This window comes from Clostridium sp. LIBA-8553 (assembly GCF_057782465.1).
In genome coordinates, this window is the sequence record NZ_CM173489.1 from 1,986,648 (window position 1) to 2,009,484 (window position 22,837).

The window sequence follows — 22,837 nt, forward strand, 5'->3', positions numbered from 1 at the left end:
GCCCCTTATCTAAAAACTCTCATTCCTTATTTTCTTCCTGAAGTTCTTCAGATAGCATATATTTTATTGCATTCCATAGATCCTTCTTCTCTTTTACTGCTACAGAAACGAAATTTTTCTTGCTTATTTCCTTTTTAAATCTGTAGAACATTGTAGTAGAATACGTTGAAGGTAGAAGTTCTATATAACCAAACATATTGCTTAAATCTGAAATTTCATTTACAGCCTTCATAGCCCTTTCATTGTCTTCACTCCAGTTATCTCCATCAGAAGCATAGAAAGGATATATATTCCAAACACCTGGATGATATTTTTCTTTTATTAAATCTATGGCTGCATTTATACCTGATGATATATAAGTTCCTCCAGATTCGCCTTTATGGAAGAACTCATATTCATTAACATTCTTAGCTGTAGTAGTATGAGATATGAATTCAAAGGCTATATTATGATATTTTCTTCTTATAAATCTAGATAGAACAAAGAAGAATGATCTTGCTAAATACTTTTTAGTATTATCCATGGATCCTGAAACATCCATTATAAATATCATTACAGCATTACTCTCTTTTTTAGGTTGTTTTTTTACTTTGTAATACCTTAAATCATCTTCTCTAAAAGGAAATCTTTCGATTTCCTCTTTTTTACCAATTTCAAGCAACGCTCTTTTTTTGCCCTGTTTTCTGGCTATTTTAGACATGACAGTCTTTTTCTTTGCAAGTCTAGGCCTTATACCATATTTTTGATATCCTCTTTTCCTAGCTGCACTTTCAACTATTATTTCAGAATATTTCTTTCTATCTAAGTTAGGCAAATCAAGATCTTCAACTATATAATCCATAAGTTCCTCTAAGGTTATCTCGGTTTCATATATATCTTTTCCTTCTTGATTTCCTGCCTTATTATTTCCAATAGCTTTTCTCTTATCACTAGCTATTCTATCTCCTCGTCTCTCTTCTCCAGTACCAGTTGTAACACCTTTATTGTTTGAACCATAAATAAATTGATATTCTTTTATTCCTCTAATAGGAATTTTATATTTTTTATTTTTAGTTTCTCCAATTATACTTTCCTCAGAAAGTATATCCCCTAAATTTTCTTTAATCGATTTTTCTACTAGCTGTCTGTGACGTCTTCTATCCTCTATAGATCTATCATGTTCTACATGGTTCTCTCCCTGATCTCTGAATATGGCCATTTTTTTAATCCTTCCATAGGTTATTAGCTGCATACTTTAAGATCACATCGCAGCAGTGTGGACAATAACCATTCTTCTCCATTTGATTTACCATTGAATCATACTTCTTATCTTGATCTTTATCTCTTACTCTAGATTTTGTTATTATTCTTGATAAATCTTTAACTGAAGCTGTTAACTTCTTCTCAATGGCTTCTTTTAGTGGTTCATAAGATCTATAGTCCATTTTTCCGCCACTTCTAACTATATAGAACATATATGATGTTACATCAGCTCTAAATCCTTTAGCTGAGGATTCTGATATTCCTATTTGTTCCTCTATACTTCTCATGAATTCTTCATCTGGTTCTAGTTCTTCACTAGTTGCAGAATCTTTAAGTTTTGTTTTATTTACATAAGCCTCTGCATTATCTATATAATTATTAAATAAGCTTTCTGCCTGTTCTTGGAATGAATGAATGAATGCTTTTGTAATTTCTTTTTCAAGAATCTTATTGTATTCTTTTCTTATTGTGTCTTGAATATATCCTAAGTACTTCTTCTTATCATCTTGAGATATATCCATATCTTTAACCGATTTTATTATACTTTCCATAACACTTAATGGGTTTATACATTTATGCTCTGTATTTGATAGAGCATTATCTATTGCTTTTATGATAAATCTTGTTGAAATTCCCTTCATGCCTTCCATAGGGCCAGCTTCTTCTTTAAGCTCTAAAACATCGATTCTCTTAGTTGTTCCTTTTTCAACTATTTCCTCTCCATTATAAAGTTTAAGCTTAGTAACTGGATCAACCTTCATAGAAGGAAGTAATCTTGTTAATATTGCAAACATTGAAGCTATTTCTATAGTATGAGGTGCTATATGAGCATCAAAGTTAGATTTCTTTAATATCTTTTCATAAATCTTTTTCTCTTCACTAAGCTCTAAACAATATGGAACTTCAATTTTTACAATTCTATCTAAAATAGCTTCATTAGTGTGATCTGATTTAAACTTGTTCCATTCAGCTTCATTAGAGTGAGCTATTATAAGTCCATCAAAATAAATCATTGATCCCTTACCAGGTGATGGAATAGATTTTTCTTGGGTTGCAGTTATTATGGTGTGTAGATATTCAACATCATTTTTAAATACCTCAATAAATTCAACCATTCCTCTATTACCAACATTAAACGCACCATTTAATGAGAATATTCTAGGGTCGTCTTCTGGATACATATCCATTTTAGAAATATCAATAGATCCTGTTAAAATAGATGTATCTTGGTTATTAGGATCTACTGGAGGTACAACTCCAATTCCCTTTCTAGAGCGAATTGAAAAATTCTTTGTTGAAACTGGGAATTTTTCATATTCTCCACCAAATTCATTTAATAATCTATACTTACAAACAGGACATAAATCTCCTTCAATCTTAACTCCTAACATATCTTCAAATTCTTTTCTTAAATGTTTAGGTATTAAGTGTAGCGGCTCCTCGTGCATAGGACATCCCTCTAAAACATAAACTGGTGGTGCAGTTTCTAAGGATTTTTTGATTGCCTCTACTAATGAAGATTTACCTGCTCCAACAGGTCCTACTAAATATAATACTTGTCTAGCTTCTTCTCCTTTCATTGATGCTGAGTGGAAGTAATTCATTAATTTCATAATAACTGTATCAATTCCATAAAAGTCATCCTTGAAGAAGTTGTATTTTTTAATTTTTTCATTGCCATATATTTTTTTAATTTTAGCATTTTCCTCTGGTCTTAATATTTCGAAGCCCTTATCCACAATCAAATCATAAATTCTCTTATGAGAAAGCTTGGCAACGTCAGGATTATCTTTTACAATTTCCAAATAATCAATAAATGTTCCTTTAAATTTTTGCTTATTATGTTTTTCCCTATCACTTTTTATAAACTCTTTAAAATCCATTGTAATCCCTCCTTTACCCTAAATATATTCACCATACATTATGTTCTATGACAAAATATTTTATATAAAATAAAAAAAAGAGAAATCAGTTTAACTAATTTCTCTTTTTATACTTCTCATAGTCTTTTAAAGTTGTAATAATAAAAGAACCATATTTTATTATTTTCTGTTCACCAAACCCTCTAATATTTTTTAATTCCTCTTTGTCCTTAGGATTTTTATTTATTATTTCCATAATCATAGAATCAGTGAAAACTATGTATGGTTTAACCCCCTCTTTTCTTGATATATCTTTTCTTAAAAGACGTAATCTCTTGAAAAGCTCTAGATCCTTACATACTTCCTTTTCATTTTTATTTATATCCAGAAATACCTTTTCTTCTCCTTTTAATATGTTTATAGACTTTCTATTTAATCTTATCATAGAATATGTTCCTTCTTTTCTCTCTAAGACATTAATAGCTAAAAGCTCATTTATTATATCCTTTATGTATTTACTAGTGTATTCTTTCATTATTCCAAAGGTAGAAAGTTCATATAGCTTATATCTCTCTATTTTAGGCCCATGTACTCCTCTTAAAATATCTATTAATACACTTTCTCCAAATGCTTCTTTTGTTCTATAAATACATGATAATATCTTTTGAGCTTCTAAGGTCATATCTATAAAATCAGTGTTTTTTAAACAATTACTACAGTTATTACAATACTTTATTGAATTCTCTTCTCCAAAATAGTCTAAAATATATTTTCTAAGACACTTATCAAAGTTGCAAAACTCTACTATTTTCTCTAATTTTTTAAGCTCTATTGTCCTTCTTGATATTTCTGTTGTGGAACTTATTAAATAATCCATAAGACGTATATCATGTTCTGAATAAAGAAGATAACACTTAGCTAAACTTCCATCTCTTCCTCCTCTTCCTATTTCCTGATAATAATTTTCTATACTCTTTGGAAAAGTTGAATGTATTATAAACTTAACATCAGGCTTATCTATTCCCATTCCAAAAGCATTTGTAGCAATCATGACCTTAAAATTATCATTTAAAAATTCTTCTTGATAATAAATTTTCTCCTTATCTTTTAATGATCCATGATATTTACCAACACTCTTTCCTCTATAAGTCATATTTTTATAAAGTTCTTCAACCTCATTTTTAGTAGAACAATAAATTATTCCTGACTCTTCCTCATGCTCACTTATTATTTCACTTATACACTCTAATTTGTCTACTTCTTTTAAGATATTTATCTCTAAATTATCTCTAGTAAAACTTCCTTTATAAACAAACGGAGTCTTAATACCTAATAGCTCTATGGAGTCTTTCATAACAACCTCTGTTGCTGTTGCTGTAAATGCTGTAACAATCGGTCTTTTTCTTAATTTATTTATAAAAGGCTTTATCTTGCTATAACTTTTTCTAAAATCATGTCCCCACATTGAAACGCAGTGTGCCTCATCTACTACTACTTGAGTAATATTAGCTTTTTCTACATTTTCTAAAAAATACTTGTTTTCTAATCGCTCTGGTGAAACATAAAGAAGTTTTATTTCACCTTTTATAAAACTTCCCATTATCCTTTTAACTTCTTCAAAATCATTTCCACCACTTATATATGCTGCCTTAATTCCTAAAGAATTTAAATTGTCAACCTGATCTTTCATTAGCGATATTAATGGAGAAATAACTAATGTTACTCCCCTAAAAGTATAAGCTGGTATTTCATAGCATAGAGATTTTCCACCTCCAGTAGGTAATATACAAAATACATCTCTTCCACTTAAAATCTTCTCTATTACTTCTTGCTGCCCTTTTCTAAATTCTCTATATCCAAAAATATTGTTTAATACCTCAAATTCCTTTCCCATATCCTTCTCCTAAAATCACTACTTAGCCTAACTTAAATCCAATTTAGGTTATATTCTAGTTAAATATTGATTTTTATCTAACAATTTAATTTTTCTCTAAAAAACAATACCTATTTAAAACAACGCTAAATTTTAAATTATAAATATTATACTATAAAATAAATTCTAAATAAAAAAAGAGATTCTATTAATTAAAGAACCTCTTTTGATTATTTCATATTTTAAATTTAATATTCAAATTTTTCTTATCTACTAAGAATCTTCAAAAATTCCTTGCTTCTTTCTGCTATATTATCACTATTTAACAAAGCAGATATAACAGCAACACCTTCTAAGTTTTCTAAGATATCAGAATTTAAATTATAAGGAGTTATACCTCCAATGCCATATAGGGGTATAGAAGAAACCTTCCTTATTTCTCTTAAAGTTTCTAAGGTCATTAAGGTTGCATCATCTTTACTATTTGTTGAAAATAAAGCGCCAACACCTAAATTATCAGCTCCATCTTCTATAGCTTTTAATGCCTCTTCTCTATTATGAACTGTAACACCTATAACAGCATCCTTTGGCATTATTTTTCTTGCTATAGAAACATCCATATCATCTTGTCCTATATGAACACCATGAGCCTTTACTGCTAATGCTACATCAATTCTATCATTTACTAAAAAAATAGCTCCAAATTCATCACATAGCTTTTTTAAAGCTTTAGCTTCTTTGCACATTTCCTTAGTATCTTTATTCTTTGCTCTATATTGAACAATAGATACTCCCCCAAGTAAAGCTTCCTTCGTCTTTTCTAAAAGTTCATTAAAAGGAATCTTATAATCAGTTACTAAATATAATTTTTTACATTGTAAATTACTCATAATAAACCTTCTCTCTTTCTCTTATTACTTCATCATTAATTATTGAAAGCTCATCTAGAAGATTATGTTTAAAAGTCATTAATCCTTCTTTTTCTCCTAATCTTTTCTCAGCCATTTCTCCACATATTCCCCATGCGGATACTGTTTTAACCACTTCTTTAAATCTTAAAGCTTTATCATCATAAAAACTTAAAGCTATGGTTAATAAAGCTCCCAACATACATCCAGTACCTGTGATTTTGCTCATTTTAGAAGTTCCATTTTTAACAATTGCACTTTCGTGTCCATCTGTTATAAAATCAATGGCTCCAGAAACAACTATTATAAGATTTCTTTCTCTTGCATATTCCTTTATCTTATTTTTTGTATTTTCGCTTAAGGAATCATCAAAGGAATCTATTCCAATTGAATTAGAAGTTTCACCTATAAGAGTTTTTATTTCAGCTAAATTCCCCTTTACAAGTGAAGGCTCTCCCTCTAATATTAAACTTTTTGCAAAGTCTTTTCTAAGCTTAGATGCTTGTACACCTACAGGATCTAAAACAGATGGAATACCTTTTTTCTTTGCTATTTTTATAGAAATCATTGATGATTCCATTTGATAAGGCTCTAAAGTTCCTATATTAACTAAAAGTCCATTAGCCATTCCTGTTATTTCTTCTAATTCCTCATGGTGTGTTGCCATAAGAGGTAGTCCACCATAATTAATAGTTACTTGTGCTAAATCATTAACTGTAACATAATTTGTTATCATATGTATCAAAGGATTTTTTATTTTTAAAGCTTCCATTATTATTCCTCCTAATAAAATTTATAAAAATGATGTGTTGGTCCAACACCTTTTCCAAGTTCAAAGCCATTTTTTATGGCTCCTGTAATATACTCTTTTCCATTTTTAACTGCATCAACTATATTCATTCCCTTTGCTAAGTTAGCTGTAATAGCTGACGATAACGTACACCCTGTTCCATGAGTATGTTTTGTATTTATTCTATCTTGCTCAAAAATAACAAAACTCTCTCCATCATAAAGAAGATCTGTAGCTTCTCCTTCTAAATGACCACCCTTAATTAAGACATTTTTAGCTCCCATTTTTTTAATATCAATAGCAGCCTTTTTCATATCTTCTATTGTAAGTATTTCTCTACCTAACAATTCCTCTGCTTCTGGTAAATTTGGAGTTATTAAAGTAGCTAATGGTATTAATTTCTCTATTAAAGTATTCTTAGCATCATCTGATAAAAGCTTAAATCCACTTTTTGAAATCATAACAGGATCTAAAACTATTTGTGATAAATTCTCTACTCTTCTTAAAGCCTTGCTTATTGCTTCTATTGATTCAATTTTAGATACCATTCCTATTTTTATAGCATCTACTTCTATATCATCAAAAATTACATCTATTTGTTTTTCTATGATTTCAGGAGTAACATCCATTATTCCAAAAACTCCTTGAGTACTTTGAGCTGTTATAGCAGTTATTATACTCATTCCATATACTCCATTAGCAGAAAATGATTTTATATCAGCCTGTATTCCTGCTCCTCCTGAGCTATCAGATCCTGCAATTGTCAGTGCATTAAATAATTTAGTCATATATATCTCTCCTTTTTTAAAATAAAAAAGCATATATAGCCCTAAGGCTATATATGCTTTAAAATCAATTAAAATATACTTGTCTTGGGCTTCCCTACGCTGGTATTAACCAGATCAGGTTAAAGGGTCAAGAAATTTAATTTCTAATCTCAGCCAGACACCACTGGCCCCCCTAGCTATTTTTATAATGTTTTCTCATCCAAATGATACCATATAAATCCTCTTTCTTCAACATATGTTTTTGATATTTTCTAGGTTAAGGATTATAATTTTAAGTATATCAATTTTAGGAGGATATTTTATGGTTAGTTTAGTTTTAGAAGGAGGAACTTTGCGTCCTATTTTCAGTGCAGGAGTTATGGATGCTCTTCTTGATAACAATATAATCTTTCCATATTGCATTGGAGTATCAGCAGGAATAACTAATGGTTTTTCTTATTTTTCTAATCAAAAAGGAAGAAATATTGAAATATTAAAAAAATATAGAAATGATAAAAGATATTTAGGGATTACTAATTTTTTCAAATGTAAAAGTATTTTTGGTTTAGATTTTGTCTTTGATGAATTAGCAAACAAACTCTTTCCTTATGATTTTAATGCACTTTCAAATTATAAGGGAAAAGTTTTAATTGGTGTTACTAATGCTAGAACAGGGAAAACAGAATACTTAGATGGTAAAGTTAAGGACGAAAAATATATGGCTTTAAGAGCAACCTGTGCAATTCCATTACTTTTCCCAGCAATAAAAATAAATGGAAATGAATATTATGATGGTGGTCTTTTAGATCCAATTCCCATAAAAAAAGCCATAGAAGATGGGAATGAAAAACATTTAATCATTCTTACTCGTCCTGAGAGTTATAAAAAAACCTTAGGTAAAAGTAATAAATTTGCATGTAAAATAGTTGGGCGTAAATATCCTAAATTAAAGGATTCCTTCTTGACAAGACATATTAAATATAATGATACAGTGAAATTTTGTGAAGAGTTAGAAAAGGAAGGAAAAGCATTAATAATTAGACCTTCTGAAGAAGAAGCAATTGAAAGCTTTGAAAAAGATATCTGCAAACTAGAAAAAGCTTATAATGCTGGTTATAATGCTGGCATAAAGAACTTAGAAAAAATTAAAGCTTTATTTTTAAAATAGTCCCTTTTTTATGTGAATATTGATTTCTACTCAATTTAGACTTAAATAAAAGAGACTATATCAAACTTAATTTTAAATTCTAATATAGTCTCTTTTATTTAAAAACTTAAATTATTTTTAAAGCTTCCTACAACTATCTCTCACAATAAGCTTAACAGGTAAAACTATTTTTTTAGACATCTGTCTTCCTGTTCTAATTTTCTCTAAAAGTGTGTCTACTGCAACATTTCCCATATATTCTGTGTACACCTTTATTGTTGTTAAAGAAGGGGTTAAAAATTTAGCTGTACATATGTCATCAAAACCAACTATACTTATGTTCTCCGGTATTTTAAGTTCAGCCTCAGCTATAGCTTTATATGCTCCTATAGCCATAGGATCACTTGCAATAAAGAACGCAGTAGGTAAATTCTTTTCTTTTAGCACTTTTTTCATAAGATCATAACCATCCTCAGGTAAAAATCTCCCTTTTAAAACCCACTCCTCATTATATCCATTTATACCTTCCATATATTCCTTAAAAGTTTTTTCTCTATAATTTACTTTTCTTAAAGACTCATTACTATTATGAGGAATAGATTCTCCCCCTAAGTATCCAATCTTCTTATGACCTAAAGAGGTTAGATAATCTAAAGCTTTCTTAACTCCATACTTAAAATCTACCACAACGGAATCATACTTCCACTCTTCTGGAGAAGAATCTACAAAAACTATATTTTTAGATAGTTTCTCCATTAGTTCTATTTCCTTTTTTTCAAATACTCCAATAGCTAATATACCATCTAAATCTGTATATTCTTTTATACCTTCATTAATAATCTTTTGGAAATCTATTGGCTTAAACTTAATTTTTTCTTCACTGCACTTCTTTTCAACAGCCATTCTTATTGAAAGGAAATACGGATCATTTAACTCTTGTATTTCTGTGTACCAATAAACTATTCCTATAGTATAATTTTTAATTTTATTTTTTCTCTCTTTTACTGTTAAATAATTTAACTCCTCAGCTATTTCCATTACCTTTTTCCTTGTTTCTTCAGACACATTAAGTGTTTCATCTAAATTTAAAACTCTAGATACAGTAGCTATTGAAACTCCAGCACCTTTTGCAATATCTTTAATTGTAGCCACATTATCACTCCTTAACTTTCCTTAAGTAATATTATATATTTTTTTACTAAAATTTTCTAACATTTATTCAATATAATATATAAATTTAATCTTTAAATTTACTAAAACAATTACTTTTTTTTATAAAACTCTTTTCCCATTTTCCTTTATATGGTATAATTGTATTAAATTTTAATAAATTAAAAATTTTGGGATAAGCGTAGGGAGGATTTTTATGAAAAAGAAAGGTTTAGCATTAATTTTAATTTCAGCTTTAACTATGGGTACTTTAGTTGGCTGTGGTGGAGGTTCCGGTTCTACTGGATCATCTAATGATGGGGCAAAAGAAAACGATTCCCCTAAGATAGGAGCCACAATCTATAGTTTCGAAGATAACTTTATGTCATATCAACGTAGAAATATAGAAAAGCTTGCTGATGGAAAAGCAGAATTATTAATGAATGATTCTCAAAACAATCAAGCTAAGCAAATGGAGCAAATAGATACTATGATAGCTAAAGGAGTTAATATCCTTGCAATAAACTTAGTTGACCCTAAGTCAGCACCTACTGTAATAGATAAAGCTAAGGCAGATGATTTGCCAGTAGTTTTCTTTAATAAAGAACCTGACGAAGCTGCTATGCAAAGCTACGATAAAGCTTGGTATGTAGGTACAACTTCTGAGGAATCAGGAATAATACAAGGTGAAATAATGTCAGAAGGCTGGAAAGCTAATCCTTCATGGGATAAAAACGGCGATGGAAAAATGCAATATGTACTTCTAAAAGGAGAACCTGGACATCCTGATGCAGAAGCTCGTTCAAACTTCTCTGTTGAAACTATAAATAAAGCAGGTATAGAGACTGAAGAATTAGCAATGGATATAGCTATGTGGGATTCAACTAAAGCTACTGAAAAAATGGATGCTTGGGTTTCTAAATATGGTGATAATATAGAAATGGTAATTTGTAATAATGATGGAATGGCTTTAGGAGCTATCTCTTCTCTTGAAAAAGCAGGCTATTTAGATGGAACTCCAGAAAAATTCGTTCCAATCTATGGTGTTGATGCTATTCCTGAAGCTTTAGATAAAATTAAATCTGGTAAAATGGCAGGTACAGTATTAAATGACGCTAAAAACCAAGCTCAAGCTCTAATGGATGCTTGTATGAATTTAGTTAATGAAAAAGATATAACAGAAGGAACTAGTTGGAAACTTGATGATAAGAAATCAATTCGTGTTCCTTATGTAGGTATAACTAAGGATAATATAAACGTTGCTGAAGATTCATATAAATAATTAATATTCTTATAAACAATTATTAATAATTAGGGAGACAAAAATATCTGTCTCCCTTAATAAAAAAACAGGAGGTATAAAAAGATGAAAGAATCTTCAAACCTGTTAGAAATGAAAAATATCTCTAAGGAATTCCCTGGGGTTAAAGCACTAGACAATGTTACATTAAAAGTAAAAAAAGGTTCTGTCCATGCTTTGATGGGAGAAAACGGTGCCGGTAAATCAACCCTAATGAAATGTTTATTTGGTATTTACCATCCTAATTCAGGAGAAATATTTATTTCTGGCGAAAAAATATTATTCAAAAACTCAAAACATGCCTTAGATAATGGTGTATCAATGGTTCACCAAGAACTTAATCAAGTTAGAGAAAGAAGTGTTATGGACAATCTTTGGCTTGGTAGATATCCTAAAAAAGGTCTTTTTATAGATGAAAAGAAAATGTATAAGGAAACATCAAAAATCTTTAAAGATTTAGATATAAATGTAGATCCTAAAGCAAAGGTCTCTACTCTATCTGTTTCTCAAATGCAAATGGTTGAAATTGCAAAGGCAGTTTCATATAACTCAAAAATAATAGTAATGGACGAGCCTACCTCTTCCCTAACTGAAAAAGAAGTTGGCCACTTATTTAGAATAATAAATAAACTTAGAGCACAAGGTATAAGTATAATCTATATATCTCATAAGATGGAAGAAATATTAGAAATATCTGATGAAGTTACCATAATGAGAGACGGTAAATGGATCGCTACTGAAAAAGCTTCTGATTTAACTATGGATTTAATAATAAAACTTATGGTTGGTCGTGAACTTACAGATAGATTTCCTGCTAAAACTCATGCTCCAAAAGAAACTATTTTAGAAATAAATAACCTTAGTGATACTAAAAATCAACTTTATAATGTTTCATTTAAACTTAGAAAGGGAGAAATTTTAGGAATCGCTGGTCTTGTAGGTGCTAAAAGAACCGAAACCTTAGAAACAATTTTTGGTCTTAGAGAAATAGCTTCTGGTGAAATAATTCTTCACGGTAAAAAGGTTGATAATAGTAAACCTTTCAAGGCTATGCAAAATGGATTTGCTCTTGTTACAGAGGAAAGAAGACAAACTGGTATTTTTGGAAAACTACCTATAGATTTTAACTCTATAATAGCTAATATAGATAGCTACAAGACATCTTCTGGTCTTCTTTCAAATGGAAGAATATCAGAGGATACTCAATGGGTTATAGACTCTATGAAGGTTAAAACTCCAAGTCAAAAAACCTTAATCGGTAGCCTATCTGGCGGTAATCAACAGAAAATAGTAATTGGTAAGTGGCTTCTTAGAAAGCCTGAAATTCTACTTTTAGATGAACCAACTAGGGGTATAGATGTCGGTGCTAAATTTGAAATATATCAACTTATAAATGACCTTGCAAAGAAAGATAAAGGGATAATTATGGTATCTTCTGAAATGCCTGAACTTTTAGGTGTATGTGACCGAATATTAGTAATGAGTAATGGTAGGGTTGCTGGCATAGTTAATGCTAACGAAACTACTCAAGAGGAAATTATGCATCTTTCTGCAAAATATCTATCAGTAACAGGGGGAGTTAAAAATGCAAACGAAATCAAAGAAACAGTTTAAAATTAACAGTCAATGGTTAATGAATAATGCTATTTACATAGTATTATTTGCCTTATTAATAGGAATCTGTATAATATCACCAGATTTCTTATCTATAAAAAACTTTATTAACATCTTAAGCCAGTCATCATCTCGTATAATCATAGCTCTAGGAGTTGGTGGAATACTTTTAACTGAAGGTACTGACCTTTCTGCTGGAAGAACTGTTGGTTTAGCTGCAGTAGTTTCAGCTTCTTTACTTCAAGCTGGAGATTATGCATATAAAATGTATCCTAATTTACCTGAATTACCTATATTCATTCCAATTTTAATAGCAATGGCTGTTTGCGGAACAGTTGGTCTTATAAACGGTATAGTTGTTTCTAAATTTAATGTTCCTCCATTTATCGCTACGCTAGGAATGATGACTGGAATATATGGTATTAACTCAATTTACTTTGATAGACCTCCATATGGTGCTATGCCTATTGGTGGACTTAGTGAATCATTTAGTAATTTCACTCTAGGATCTATTCCTATATCTGGCGATATAAAAATACCTTATTTAGTTCTTTATGCACTTGTTGCTATAGCTATAATTTGGACATTATGGAATAAAACTAAATTTGGTAAAAATCTTTATGCCATAGGTGGAAATAGAGAAGCTGCTGTTGTTTCCGGTGTAAATGTTGTCAGAACTCTTTTATTAGTTTATTGTTTAGCTGGAGTTCTTTATGGATTTGCTGGTACTTTAGAGGCAGGCCGTGTTGGTAGTGCTACTGCAAGTACTGGAAATATGTATGAACTTGATGCAATAGCTTCCTGTGTTGTTGGTGGTGTTTCCACAGCAGGTGGAGTTGGTACAGTTCCTGGTATAGTAACTGGGGTATTAATTTTCCAAGTTATAAACTATGGTCTAGCATTTATAGAAGTAAGCCCTTATCTACAATTCGTTATAAAAGGTATAATCATAATTCTAGCCGTAGCTCTTGATATGAGAAAATACGCTAAAAAGAACTAATAAAAAACTGTATGGAAGAGAAATTTTTCTTCCATACAGTTTTTTTAAATCCATTGAAATTCAAATATTGTCTTTTGATAATACTCATCATTTTCTTTCAATACTATATTCTCTAAAAAGCAATCATCATAACCTATTGGCAAACTTTGAGTTTCAAAACATATTCCATCATGCTTTTTAGCAACTACTCCACTTTCTAAAGGTAAATCATCAGGAAAATTCATTGAATAACATACCATAGCCTTTTGATCTGTTTTAACCTTCATTATTCTTCCCGAAATTTCATCTAATAAAATTGCATCTATCTCATTATCCTTATTTAAAAGCCACGGATGATCATATCCTGATCCAATTTTTAATTGTTCATCTTCTTTATCTATATCTTCTCCTATTTTCTTGAACTTTCTAAAATCAAAAGGCGTATTTTCTACATTTATAAAATTACCTGTTGGAATTAAGTTCTCATCTAATTGACAAATTTTTTCTGAATTTATATATAATTTTTGTTCTAATACATTTCTTTTATTATTCCCTGATAAATTAAAATAAGAATGATTTGTTAAATTAACCAAAGTGTCTTTATCTGAAAAAGCTCTATATTCTATAGCAAGTTCATTTCTATTGTTAAGAGAATAAGTAATTGAAACCTTTAAATTTCCTGGAAATCCTCCTTCTCCCTCTTCACTAAAACACTGAAAAGTTACAGATGCCTTATCTTTTTCTTCGTTTAACTCATAATCCCATATTTTTTTACTAAAACCTTTATATCCTCCATGAAGAGAATTTCCATTATTATTTTTATCTAAATTATATTTAATACCATTTAACTCAAAAGTTGAATTTCCTATTCTTCCAGCTACTCTTCCTATGCTTGCTCCTAAGCTTGAAGGATTTGCAATATAACTATTCTCATCTTTATATGTTAATACTACATTTTCCTTATTTCCGTCCTTATCCTCCACAAATATTCTCTTTATAGTGGCTCCTAAATTTAAAAGCTCCACAGTTATTTTATCATTTTTCAGTATTATTTTACTTATTTTATCATTTAATTTTCTTTTAATGACCATATTACACACTCTCCCCTTTATGCTTATAGGTTAATTTTAACAATTTAATATATATCTTTCAATAACTTCGTACGCCTAAATTCCTTAAATTATAGTTAATTTATTCAAAATTCACAAATGAAAATATTAAATAAAAAAATTAGTAAAATTTTTAGTAAAACAATTGATTTTTTAGTTATGTAATCGTATAATTATATTACAGATTTTATATTCGGAGGTATATTATGGAACTAAATGCACTTAAATTAGCTTTTATTAATAATTTTAAAAAGGAACCTACTTCATTATTTTTTTCACCCGGAAGAATAAACCTTATAGGTGAACATATTGACTATAATGGTGGTTTTGTATTTCCTTGCCCAATAACTCTTGGTACATTTGCCGCTGCAAGCTTAAGAGAAGATAGAGTTTTTAGAGCATACTCTCTTAACTTTGAATCTCTTGGCACAATAGAATTTTCATTAGATGACTTATCCTATAAAAAAGAAGATAATTGGACAAACTATATTAAGGGTGTTCTAAAAGTACTTTCAAATAAGGGTTATATAATAGATAAAGGTATAGACATAGTTATTAATGGAACTCTTCCAAACGGTGCCGGTCTATCTTCATCTGCTTCTTTGGAAATGTTAATAGTAAAGATTTTAGATACTTTCTTCTCTCTTAACATATCAAAAGTAGATGCTGCTCTAATAGGTAAAGAAGTTGAGAATAATTATATAGGCGTTAATAGTGGAATAATGGATCAATTTGCAATATCATTAGGGGAAAAGGATAAAGCAATTTTACTAGACTGTAACACACTATACTATGAATATGTCCCTTTAAATTTAGGAGATAATTCAATAATTATAATGAATACAAATAAAAGACGTGAACTTGCAGATTCTAAGTATAATGAAAGAAGAAAAGAATGTGACGACTCTCTAGAAGTTCTAAAAGAATCTGCTAACATTTCTTCTCTTTGCCAGCTAACAAGTTCAGAGTTTGAAACTCTTAAAGATAAAATAGAAGATTCTAACAAATTACGTAGATGTGTTCATGCTATTTCTGAAAATGAAAGAGTAAAAAATGCTGTAGAAGCATTAAAAGAAAATAATCTTGAACTATTTGGAGAACTTATGAATAAGTCTCATATTTCTCTTAAAGATGATTATGAAGTTACAGGTAAAGAACTAGATACTCTAGCTGAAACAGCTTGGAAACAACCTGGTGTTTTAGGTGCTCGTATGACTGGCGCTGGATTTGGTGGCTGTGCCATAGCTATAGTTAATAATAATCATATTGATGATTTCATTAAAAATGTTGGACAAACATATAAAGATGCTATAGGATATGAAGCTTCATTTTATGTAGCCTCTATAGGTGATGGTCCTACTGAACTTTAAATTAAATGTAGGCTATCTAAAAACAGATAGCCTACATAATTAGAATAATGGAAAATTTACATGATTAAAATAAGGGGGAATTTACATGTTTAATTTAAATAATTTAATAGATAGATTAATAGAAATATCAATAAATAATAACCTTATAGAAGAAATGGATACAATATATATTAGAAATAGACTTCTTAGCTTATTTAAAGAAGAAAGTTATACTCCAATGGAAGAAAAACTTACTCTTTCTTTCCATGAAACATTAACTGCCTTAATAAATATAGCTTTAGACAAAAAATTAATAGAAGATGCATTATACGCTAAAGACATTTTTTCTAGTGAAATAATGAATGTATTTTTACCATCTCCATCTTTAATAAACAAAGAGTTTTTCATAAAATACTCTACTTCACCTGAAGAAAGTACTGACTACTTCTACTCTTTAAGTAAAAACTCAAACTACATAAGAACTGATAGAATTGCTAAAAATATAAGCTTTAAAACTCCATCTAAGTATGGAATCATGGATATTACTATTAATTTATCTAAACCCGAAAAAGATCCTAAAGAAATAGCATTATCAAGAAATTCAGTTAAAAGCAACTATCCTAAATGTCTATTATGTATTGAAAATGAAGGATACGAAGGTACAGTAACTCATCCTGATAGGGCTAATCACAGAATGATAAGATTAAATCTTAATAATAAGACTTGGATGTTACAGTACTCTCCTTATCTTTATTATAATGAACATTGTATAATACTTTCTGAAGAACATGTTCCAATGAAAATTAATACTAATACTTTTAAAAATCTTTTAGAATTTGTAAATCAATTTCCTCATTATTTTGCTGGTTCAAATGCTGATTTACCTATAGTTGGAGGATCAATTCTATCCCATGAACATTATCAAGGAGGAAATCATAGATTCCCTATGAATGATGCTGGAAAGCTATTTGATTTCTCCCTAAATACCTTTGAAGATGTTCAATGTGAAGCTATTAACTGGCCAATATCAACTATAAGATTAAGAGGAGAAAATATAGATTCTTTAGTTTTAGCATCTGACTTAATACTAAAAAAATGGAGAAATTATTCTGACGAGTCTTTAGATATATTAGCTTACTCTAATGAAGAGCCTCATAATACTATAACACCTATGGTAAGAAAAGAAGATGACAAATTTGTTGTCGATTTATCTCTTAGAAATAACAGAACTTCTAATGAACATCCACTTGGAATATTCCACCCTCATGAAGAAGTTCATCACATAAAAAAAGAAAATATAGGATTAATTGAAGTTATGGGACTTGCTGTTCTTCCTGGCAGATTATTAAAAGAACTTGAACAAATTAAAGAATATTTATTAGGTAATGTTTCTATTGACTCTATTGAAGAATACCATAAGCCATGGACTCTTGAGCTTAAAAAGAAATATAATTACTTAAAATCTTCAACTGACTTAAATGATTTTGTAAATAAGGAATTATCAAATAAATTTGTATCAGTTTTAGAACATTGTGGCGTATTTAAGTTAGATGAAAAGGGATTAGAAGGTTTCAAAAAATTCACTAACTCACTTAATGAATAAAATTAATCTTTAAATAAAAAATCTCCATAAAATAATATGGAGATTTTTTATTATCTCTAAATTTAAATTCCTTAAAATCAAATTTTATTAATACTTGTAGAAACAACTTCCACCTATAAATTCTCTTAATATTGAGTTTTCAGGAACTCTTTCTGAGGCTACTTCAACAAAAAACTTTAAAGAATTTATTATTCTTTTAGCTTCATAATAAACCTCACTATCTCTATCTATTTTTTCTAGCTCTCTTAAAGCATATTGTTTTAAGGCAGCTAATTCATAAACTAATGTTGAATTAAACATTACGTCAGCTTCTTCTTGGTAGATAAATATATTTTTCTCTTCTCCTCTTTTTATAGAACTCCACATTTCTAAGGTTTGTTCTGCACCATATCCTCTTGATAAGTAATCTCTAACTATACGTCTTATTTTTCTTACATCCGTTGTTGGAATTCTATTATGATTATCTAAGTTTAATTGAGTTAAGGCAGAAATATATACTCTAAATTTATTTTTAGAAGCTATTTTTTTTGTAAGTTCTGGATTTAATCCATGAATTCCTTCAACTACCAGTATTCCATTGTCAGGAAGTTTAATTTTATTTCCAACCCACTCTCTTTCTCCTAACTTAAAATTATAAGAAGGTATCTCCACCTCTTCTCCTTCTAAAATGTCATAAAGATTCTTATTGAAAAGTTCTAAATCTAAAGCATTTATAGATTCAAAATCAGGTTTTCCCTCCTCGTCTAAAGGAGTATGCTCTCTATTTATAAAATAATCATCTAATGAAATAGCTATTGGTATATATCCATTAACTCTAAGTTGTATAGCAAGTCTTTTAGAGAATGTAGTCTTTCCTGAGGAAGACGGACCTGCCACTAAAACGATTTTAACCTCTTTTCTTTCACTTATCATATCTGCTATTTCAGCAATCTTTTTCTCATGTAAAGCTTCAGAAACCCGTATTATATCTAAAGACTCTTCTCCTTCTAATTTATAATCTAAAGAACCTACATCTGGAGTACCTAATATATTTAACCATCTCTCATTTTCTCTAAATACATTAAAAAGTTTCCTTTGCTCTTTAAATACAGGTACGACTGTCGGATTTTTATGACTTGGAACCATAAGTATAAAACCAGGATCATAGTATAATAAATCAAAATACTTTAATACTCCTGTGGAATAAGCCATATCTCCATAGAAATAATCATACCTATCTTCTAATTTATATAAATTAACATATTCCTCTTGAACCCAATGTAATAAATCAACCTTATCCTTCATTTTATAAGATTTAAAAATTTCTATGGCCTCTTTCTTTGGAACTTTTACTTTTTCTATTACAATATTTTTATCTATTATTTCCTTCATTTTTTTCTTTATATTAACTATATCTTCTTCATTTAAAGCTTTTTCCTTGTGAATTTCGCCAAATATTCCCTTGCTTATAGAATGCTCTATATCTATTCTTGCATCTTTAAAAAGATCCAAAGTAGCTTTTATAAACACAAATTGTAAAGTTCTACTATAAGCTATTTTTCCTTGGGGATTACTTATGTTTATAAGTTCTATAATTCCATCTTCCCTTATTAAATCAGTAAATTCATAATACTGATTTTTTTGTTTAACCAAAGTAATAGGTATTGATTCTTTTATATAGTCTTTCTCTAAAATAGCTGAATATTTCTCTCCCTCATTAAAAACCAAGACTTTACCTTTTACATTGACTTTAAAGCTTTTCATAAACACCATTCCTCTCTACTCATAATCCCGCTTTATTGTTATTATACACTTAAAAATTTAAAAAAGTTATCTATTTTTGTATAAATAGCCTTTAAATTTGTTAACCTATTTTATTAGAGGAGGGATTTTTATGCTAATAACCTTTATAATAACTTTAATCCTATATTTCCTAGTAATAATAAGTATTAGGCTTATGGGGAAACGTCAAATTGGTGAATTGCAACCTTATGAACTTGTAATAACATTAATGGTATCAGACTTGGTAGCCTTACCAATGCAAGATCCTCGTCTTCCTCTCCTTCTAGGAATAATACCAATAATTACTCTTTTATTTATAAAAGCATTGATATCTGAAATTCAACAACATAGCCGCTTTTTTGAAAAACTACTAGATGGTACTCCTTCTATAATAATAAGTAACGGCGAAATTAATTTAGATATGATGAAAAAACAAAGATTAACAATGAATGATATACTAGAGGAATTACGAAGCGCAGGTTATTTAAATATAAAGGATATTCAATATGCAATCATAGAAACTAATGGAACTATATCTATTATTCCTAAAAGTGACTGTGAAAATGTTAAAAGAAAAGATTTAAAGATAAAAGAAAGTGAAGCAAAGATTCCTGTTGTTTTATTAGAAGGCGGGCGTTTAAACAAAAAGGCTCTTAAAGCACTGCATAAGGATGTAAAATGGCTAGACGACAAATTAAAATCTATGAACTATCCTCCTAGGAATAAACTATTTTTAGTTATGCTAGATTCTGACGGGAAATTATTCGTTCAAAAGAAAAATCAAAAAGATAAAGAGGATATTGTATTATGAAGAATACTTTAATTTCAGCACTAATATTTTTTTTCGTTCTTGGTTCTGTTTTATTTTTCAATGTTAAATTAACAGATTTTTGTGACAAAGTGACTGACTCTAGTGAAAAAATAGAGTATTATTTAAATAAAGAGAATTGGAATGAATCTTACAAAGAATCTCTTAATTTACTAGATATATTAGAAGAAAATTATCTATCTATATCTCTTTATGTAAATCATGAGCAATTAGATAATTTAAGTAAAGAGATAATTAGTTTAACTCAATATATTAAAGGAGAAGATCTTTCAAACAGTTTAGCTTCTGTACATATAATTAAAGATTATACAAATCATATAGAAGAAATTCAAAAGGTTAATATAGGAAATATTTTAATTTCTAATCTAAAAAATATATTTTATTGTGGAATTTATACTAATTTTAGTTTATAATGTTATTGTAAGGGGCAAGTCCCACATGGACTTTTTATGTCCCTATACATAAATTTAATAAAGTTAATGTAAGATTTTGAAAGGTGGTAAACAAAATGGCATTAGTTAACGCAAAAGAAATGTTAAATAAAGCAAGAGAAGGAAAATACGCTGTTGGTCAATTCAACATAAATAACTTAGAATGGACAAAAGCTATATTATTAACTGCTCAAGAAAATAACTCACCAGTTATATTAGGAGTATCAGAAGGTGCTGCTAAATATATGTGTGGATTCAAAACAATAGTTGGAATGGTTAATGGAATGTTAGAAGAATTAAAAATAACTGTTCCTGTAGCATTACACTTAGATCACGGTAGCTACCAAGGAGCTATAGATGCTATGGCTGCTGGATTCTCATCAGTAATGTTCGACGGATCACACTACTCAATCGAAGAAAACATAGTTAAAACTAAAGAAATAATCGATTTAGCTGCTGCTAAAAACGTATCAGTTGAAGCTGAAGTTGGATCAATCGGTGGAGAAGAAGACGGAGTTGTTGGAGCTGGAGAAATCGCAGATCCTGCTGAATGTAAACAAATCGCTGATTTAGGAGTTACTATGTTAGCTGCTGGTATCGGAAATATTCACGGAAAATACCCAGCAAACTGGGCTGGATTAAACTTCGAAGCTTTAGCTAACATCAAAGCTGCTACTGGAGATATGCCTTTAGTATTACACGGTGGTACTGGAATCCCTTCAGATATGATCGCAGAAGCTATATCATTAGGAGTATCAAAAATAAATGTTAACACTGAGTGTCAATTATCATTTGCTGAAGCTACTCGTAAATATATAGAAGCGGGTAAAGATTTAGAAGGAAAAGGATTTGACCCAAGAAAATTATTAAATCCTGGATTCGAAGCTATAAAAGCTACAGTTAAAGAAAAAATGGAATTATTCGGTTCAGTAAACAGAGCTTAATAATCTTAAATAAAGAAAAGAGATTAGGTTTTCTAATCTCTTTTTTTATTTTTCTATATAATTTTTAATATTTTTAATAACCATATTTATACTTCCATCACCATTTCTTATTATTTCAAACTTAGATTCATCATGGTAAGCCTCATCATCAATATATAAATCTATTTCCTTATCTATTTTAAGTCTAGTTCTTTTCATTTTTTTCTCAACCCAAAGCTTATCTATTTCAATATCTTCCTCTAAACCTTGTCCTCTTACAAAGGTTGTGAAATTCTCTTTCATCATAGGTTCTTCATTAAATAATTCACGAGATAACTCCTCTATATTTATAACTTCTTCTTCTTTTAGCTTACCTTTTATTTTAGTTCTAATATTTTCAGCTTTTTCTGCATCTTCAATAATATTGTTTCTTGTCCAAGTCTCAGTTGCCTTAACAAATGTCTTTGTCATATCTCTTTCATTTTGAATAACTGTGCATCCTAGGTAATTATTTATAAAGTAATTTGCTCCATACTCATCATCTTCTGATGATTTCCTTTGTTTATCTATTACCATAAGGTTTATATTCTGATCATCTCTTATAGGCTTTATAAAAGCACACTTTTGAACCTTTTGTCCTGATGCTGGCAATCCTGCTGCTTGCTCTACTATTCCTATCCCTATTTTATTGTCAACAAAGTCAACCTTATGAGTAAAGTTCTTTATATAATCCATTTTTAATATTCCTAGCATAGGTCCCTGATCTGTTGATATTGATACTGTAATCAAATCACAACTAGGTATATTATTGTTCCCCTTCATAATATAAAACATTTGTCTTGCTAATTCTTGAGAAACCTCAACAATATCTCTATTAACTCCATTTAAATAATCTTGAGATACTTCCTTGACTACATGTCTTTCAGGATTGAAAATAGCATATTTTAAGTCTTCACTCTTTAATCCTTTTTCAACATGTTTATATATAAATTTATATACATCATCTGTTAAATCTATTTTATATTCATTTAATATAGGTTCATCACTATTACTATCTAATATATGTATAACAGCTTCCATTATATTTATATCATTTACGTATTCCATTCTTAAACCTCCATAGAAATTTCCATGTATTTTTGACACATCTTATATTTTATCAAAATACAAATAAAAAATCATCATTCATCTGCTTTCATAT

General features: G+C 29.3%; 19 protein-coding genes and 1 riboswitch. Of the genes, 9 read left to right on the forward strand and 10 right to left on the reverse strand.

Features of this window, described 5'->3' with window-relative positions; genetic code table 11:
• Positions 1-19: 19 nt before the first annotated feature.
• The 6 genes from yhbH to thiD all read right to left on the reverse strand — a co-directional run bounded on the left by yhbH (position 20) and on the right by thiD (position 7,463).
• On the reverse strand, positions 20-1,198 hold the full coding sequence (yhbH, locus tag AC2JAQ_RS08780) for a sporulation protein YhbH (protein WP_423239910.1): 1,179 nt from the start codon (positions 1,196-1,198) through the stop codon (positions 20-22).
• A gap of 4 nt (positions 1,199-1,202) precedes the next feature.
• Positions 1,203-3,125, reverse strand: a complete 1,923-nt coding sequence (locus tag AC2JAQ_RS08785; protein ID WP_488456101.1) for a PrkA family serine protein kinase — start codon at positions 3,123-3,125, stop codon at positions 1,203-1,205.
• A gap of 94 nt (positions 3,126-3,219) precedes the next feature.
• Positions 3,220-4,998 carry a DNA helicase RecQ gene (recQ, locus tag AC2JAQ_RS08790; protein WP_488456102.1) on the reverse strand — a complete coding sequence of 593 codons (1,779 nt, stop codon included), beginning with the start codon at positions 4,996-4,998 and terminating at the stop codon, positions 3,220-3,222.
• A 245-nt stretch (positions 4,999-5,243) separates the two neighbouring features.
• Positions 5,244-5,867: a thiamine phosphate synthase gene (gene thiE, locus AC2JAQ_RS08795; RefSeq protein WP_488456103.1), complete on the reverse strand. Its 624-nt coding sequence runs from the start codon at positions 5,865-5,867 to the stop codon at positions 5,244-5,246.
• Positions 5,860-6,657: a hydroxyethylthiazole kinase gene (gene thiM / locus AC2JAQ_RS08800; RefSeq protein WP_488456104.1), complete on the reverse strand. Its 798-nt coding sequence runs from the start codon at positions 6,655-6,657 to the stop codon at positions 5,860-5,862. Before thiM ends, thiE begins: the two co-directional genes overlap by 8 nt.
• Before the next feature lie 11 nt (positions 6,658-6,668).
• Positions 6,669-7,463, reverse strand: coding sequence for a bifunctional hydroxymethylpyrimidine kinase/phosphomethylpyrimidine kinase (thiD, locus tag AC2JAQ_RS08805; RefSeq protein ID WP_488456105.1), 795 nt, complete (start codon positions 7,461-7,463; stop codon positions 6,669-6,671).
• A gap of 74 nt (positions 7,464-7,537) precedes the next feature.
• A riboswitch (TPP riboswitch) is annotated at positions 7,538-7,647 on the reverse strand.
• Positions 7,648-7,764: 117 nt separating this feature from the next.
• On the opposite strand from thiD, the gene AC2JAQ_RS08810 reads away from it, so the two are divergent.
• Positions 7,765-8,610, forward strand: coding sequence for a patatin-like phospholipase family protein (locus AC2JAQ_RS08810; protein ID WP_488456106.1), 846 nt, complete (start codon positions 7,765-7,767; stop codon positions 8,608-8,610).
• Positions 8,611-8,727: 117 nt separating this feature from the next.
• Here AC2JAQ_RS08810 and AC2JAQ_RS08815 read toward each other — a convergent pair whose 3' ends face one another.
• Positions 8,728-9,741 carry a LacI family DNA-binding transcriptional regulator gene (locus AC2JAQ_RS08815; protein ID WP_488456107.1) on the reverse strand — a complete coding sequence of 338 codons (1,014 nt, stop codon included), beginning with the start codon at positions 9,739-9,741 and terminating at the stop codon, positions 8,728-8,730.
• A 214-nt stretch (positions 9,742-9,955) separates the two neighbouring features.
• Between AC2JAQ_RS08815 and mglB the strand changes: the two genes are divergently transcribed.
• The 3 genes from mglB to mglC all read left to right on the forward strand — a co-directional run bounded on the left by mglB (position 9,956) and on the right by mglC (position 13,652).
• Entirely contained in the window at positions 9,956-11,020 is a 1,065-nt protein-coding gene (gene mglB, locus AC2JAQ_RS08820) for a galactose/glucose ABC transporter substrate-binding protein MglB (protein ID WP_488456108.1), read from the forward strand.
• An 84-nt stretch (positions 11,021-11,104) separates the two neighbouring features.
• Positions 11,105-12,652, forward strand: a complete 1,548-nt coding sequence (gene mglA / locus AC2JAQ_RS08825) for a galactose/methyl galactoside ABC transporter ATP-binding protein MglA (RefSeq protein WP_488456109.1) — start codon at positions 11,105-11,107, stop codon at positions 12,650-12,652.
• Positions 12,624-13,652, forward strand: coding sequence for a galactose/methyl galactoside ABC transporter permease MglC (gene mglC / locus AC2JAQ_RS08830; RefSeq protein WP_488456110.1), 1,029 nt, complete (start codon positions 12,624-12,626; stop codon positions 13,650-13,652). Before mglA ends, mglC begins: the two co-directional genes overlap by 29 nt.
• 44 nt (positions 13,653-13,696) lie before the next feature.
• Here the strand turns inward: mglC and AC2JAQ_RS08835 are convergent, their stop codons facing one another.
• Positions 13,697-14,722 carry an aldose epimerase family protein gene (locus tag AC2JAQ_RS08835; protein ID WP_488456111.1) on the reverse strand — a complete coding sequence of 342 codons (1,026 nt, stop codon included), beginning with the start codon at positions 14,720-14,722 and terminating at the stop codon, positions 13,697-13,699.
• A gap of 224 nt (positions 14,723-14,946) precedes the next feature.
• Between AC2JAQ_RS08835 and AC2JAQ_RS08840 the strand changes: the two genes are divergently transcribed.
• Both AC2JAQ_RS08840 and galT read left to right on the forward strand, forming a co-directional pair.
• The gene (locus AC2JAQ_RS08840; protein WP_488456112.1) at positions 14,947-16,110 is read left to right on the forward strand and encodes a galactokinase; all 1,164 of its coding nucleotides are present in this window, start codon (positions 14,947-14,949) and stop codon (positions 16,108-16,110) included.
• An 85-nt stretch (positions 16,111-16,195) separates the two neighbouring features.
• Positions 16,196-17,692, forward strand: a complete 1,497-nt coding sequence (gene galT / locus AC2JAQ_RS08845) for a UDP-glucose--hexose-1-phosphate uridylyltransferase (protein ID WP_488456113.1) — start codon at positions 16,196-16,198, stop codon at positions 17,690-17,692.
• A gap of 87 nt (positions 17,693-17,779) precedes the next feature.
• Here galT and AC2JAQ_RS08850 read toward each other — a convergent pair whose 3' ends face one another.
• A complete protein-coding gene (locus AC2JAQ_RS08850; protein WP_488456114.1) occupies positions 17,780-19,435 on the reverse strand; it encodes a nucleoside kinase in 1,656 nt (551 codons plus the stop codon).
• Between the two features lie 130 nt (positions 19,436-19,565).
• Here AC2JAQ_RS08850 and AC2JAQ_RS08855 point away from each other — a divergent pair, with 130 nt between their 5' ends.
• The 3 genes from AC2JAQ_RS08855 to fba all read left to right on the forward strand — a co-directional run bounded on the left by AC2JAQ_RS08855 (position 19,566) and on the right by fba (position 21,657).
• Positions 19,566-20,264 carry a DUF421 domain-containing protein gene (locus AC2JAQ_RS08855; protein WP_488456115.1) on the forward strand — a complete coding sequence of 233 codons (699 nt, stop codon included), beginning with the start codon at positions 19,566-19,568 and terminating at the stop codon, positions 20,262-20,264.
• Positions 20,261-20,695 carry a DUF4363 family protein gene (locus tag AC2JAQ_RS08860; RefSeq protein WP_488456116.1) on the forward strand — a complete coding sequence of 145 codons (435 nt, stop codon included), beginning with the start codon at positions 20,261-20,263 and terminating at the stop codon, positions 20,693-20,695. Before AC2JAQ_RS08855 ends, AC2JAQ_RS08860 begins: the two co-directional genes overlap by 4 nt.
• A gap of 95 nt (positions 20,696-20,790) precedes the next feature.
• Positions 20,791-21,657 (forward strand): class II fructose-1,6-bisphosphate aldolase, encoded by an 867-nt coding sequence (gene fba, locus AC2JAQ_RS08865; protein WP_423239927.1) that lies wholly within the window; start codon positions 20,791-20,793, stop codon positions 21,655-21,657.
• 45 nt (positions 21,658-21,702) lie between these two features.
• Here fba and AC2JAQ_RS08870 read toward each other — a convergent pair whose 3' ends face one another.
• Complete coding sequence (locus AC2JAQ_RS08870; protein ID WP_488456117.1) at positions 21,703-22,743, reverse strand: nucleoid-associated protein; 1,041 nt, start codon at positions 22,741-22,743, stop codon at positions 21,703-21,705.
• Positions 22,744-22,837 lie beyond the last annotated feature (94 nt).

What these genes read in the sequence shown, in the direction of transcription:
- yhbH (WP_423239910.1), bottom strand. Translation starts at nt 1,198, where the DNA reads ATGGCCATATTCAGAGATCAGGGAGAGAACCATGTAGAACATGATAGA.
- AC2JAQ_RS08785 (WP_488456101.1), bottom strand. Translation starts at nt 3,125, where the DNA reads ATGGATTTTAAAGAGTTTATAAAAAGTGATAGGGAAAAACATAATAAG.
- recQ (WP_488456102.1), bottom strand. Translation starts at nt 4,998, where the DNA reads ATGGGAAAGGAATTTGAGGTATTAAACAATATTTTTGGATATAGAGAA.
- thiE (WP_488456103.1), bottom strand. Translation starts at nt 5,867, where the DNA reads ATGAGTAATTTACAATGTAAAAAATTATATTTAGTAACTGATTATAAG.
- thiM (WP_488456104.1), bottom strand. Translation starts at nt 6,657, where the DNA reads ATGGAAGCTTTAAAAATAAAAAATCCTTTGATACATATGATAACAAAT.
- thiD (WP_488456105.1), bottom strand. Translation starts at nt 7,463, where the DNA reads ATGACTAAATTATTTAATGCACTGACAATTGCAGGATCTGATAGCTCA.
- AC2JAQ_RS08810 (WP_488456106.1), top strand. Translation starts at nt 7,765, where the DNA reads ATGGTTAGTTTAGTTTTAGAAGGAGGAACTTTGCGTCCTATTTTCAGT.
- mglB (WP_488456108.1), top strand. Translation starts at nt 9,956, where the DNA reads ATGAAAAAGAAAGGTTTAGCATTAATTTTAATTTCAGCTTTAACTATG.
- mglA (WP_488456109.1), top strand. Translation starts at nt 11,105, where the DNA reads ATGAAAGAATCTTCAAACCTGTTAGAAATGAAAAATATCTCTAAGGAA.
- mglC (WP_488456110.1), top strand. Translation starts at nt 12,624, where the DNA reads ATGCAAACGAAATCAAAGAAACAGTTTAAAATTAACAGTCAATGGTTA.
- AC2JAQ_RS08835 (WP_488456111.1), bottom strand. Translation starts at nt 14,722, where the DNA reads ATGGTCATTAAAAGAAAATTAAATGATAAAATAAGTAAAATAATACTG.
- AC2JAQ_RS08840 (WP_488456112.1), top strand. Translation starts at nt 14,947, where the DNA reads ATGGAACTAAATGCACTTAAATTAGCTTTTATTAATAATTTTAAAAAG.
- galT (WP_488456113.1), top strand. Translation starts at nt 16,196, where the DNA reads ATGTTTAATTTAAATAATTTAATAGATAGATTAATAGAAATATCAATA.
- AC2JAQ_RS08850 (WP_488456114.1), bottom strand. Translation starts at nt 19,435, where the DNA reads ATGAAAAGCTTTAAAGTCAATGTAAAAGGTAAAGTCTTGGTTTTTAAT.
- AC2JAQ_RS08855 (WP_488456115.1), top strand. Translation starts at nt 19,566, where the DNA reads ATGCTAATAACCTTTATAATAACTTTAATCCTATATTTCCTAGTAATA.
- AC2JAQ_RS08860 (WP_488456116.1), top strand. Translation starts at nt 20,261, where the DNA reads ATGAAGAATACTTTAATTTCAGCACTAATATTTTTTTTCGTTCTTGGT.
- fba (WP_423239927.1), top strand. Translation starts at nt 20,791, where the DNA reads ATGGCATTAGTTAACGCAAAAGAAATGTTAAATAAAGCAAGAGAAGGA.
- AC2JAQ_RS08870 (WP_488456117.1), bottom strand. Translation starts at nt 22,743, where the DNA reads ATGGAATACGTAAATGATATAAATATAATGGAAGCTGTTATACATATA.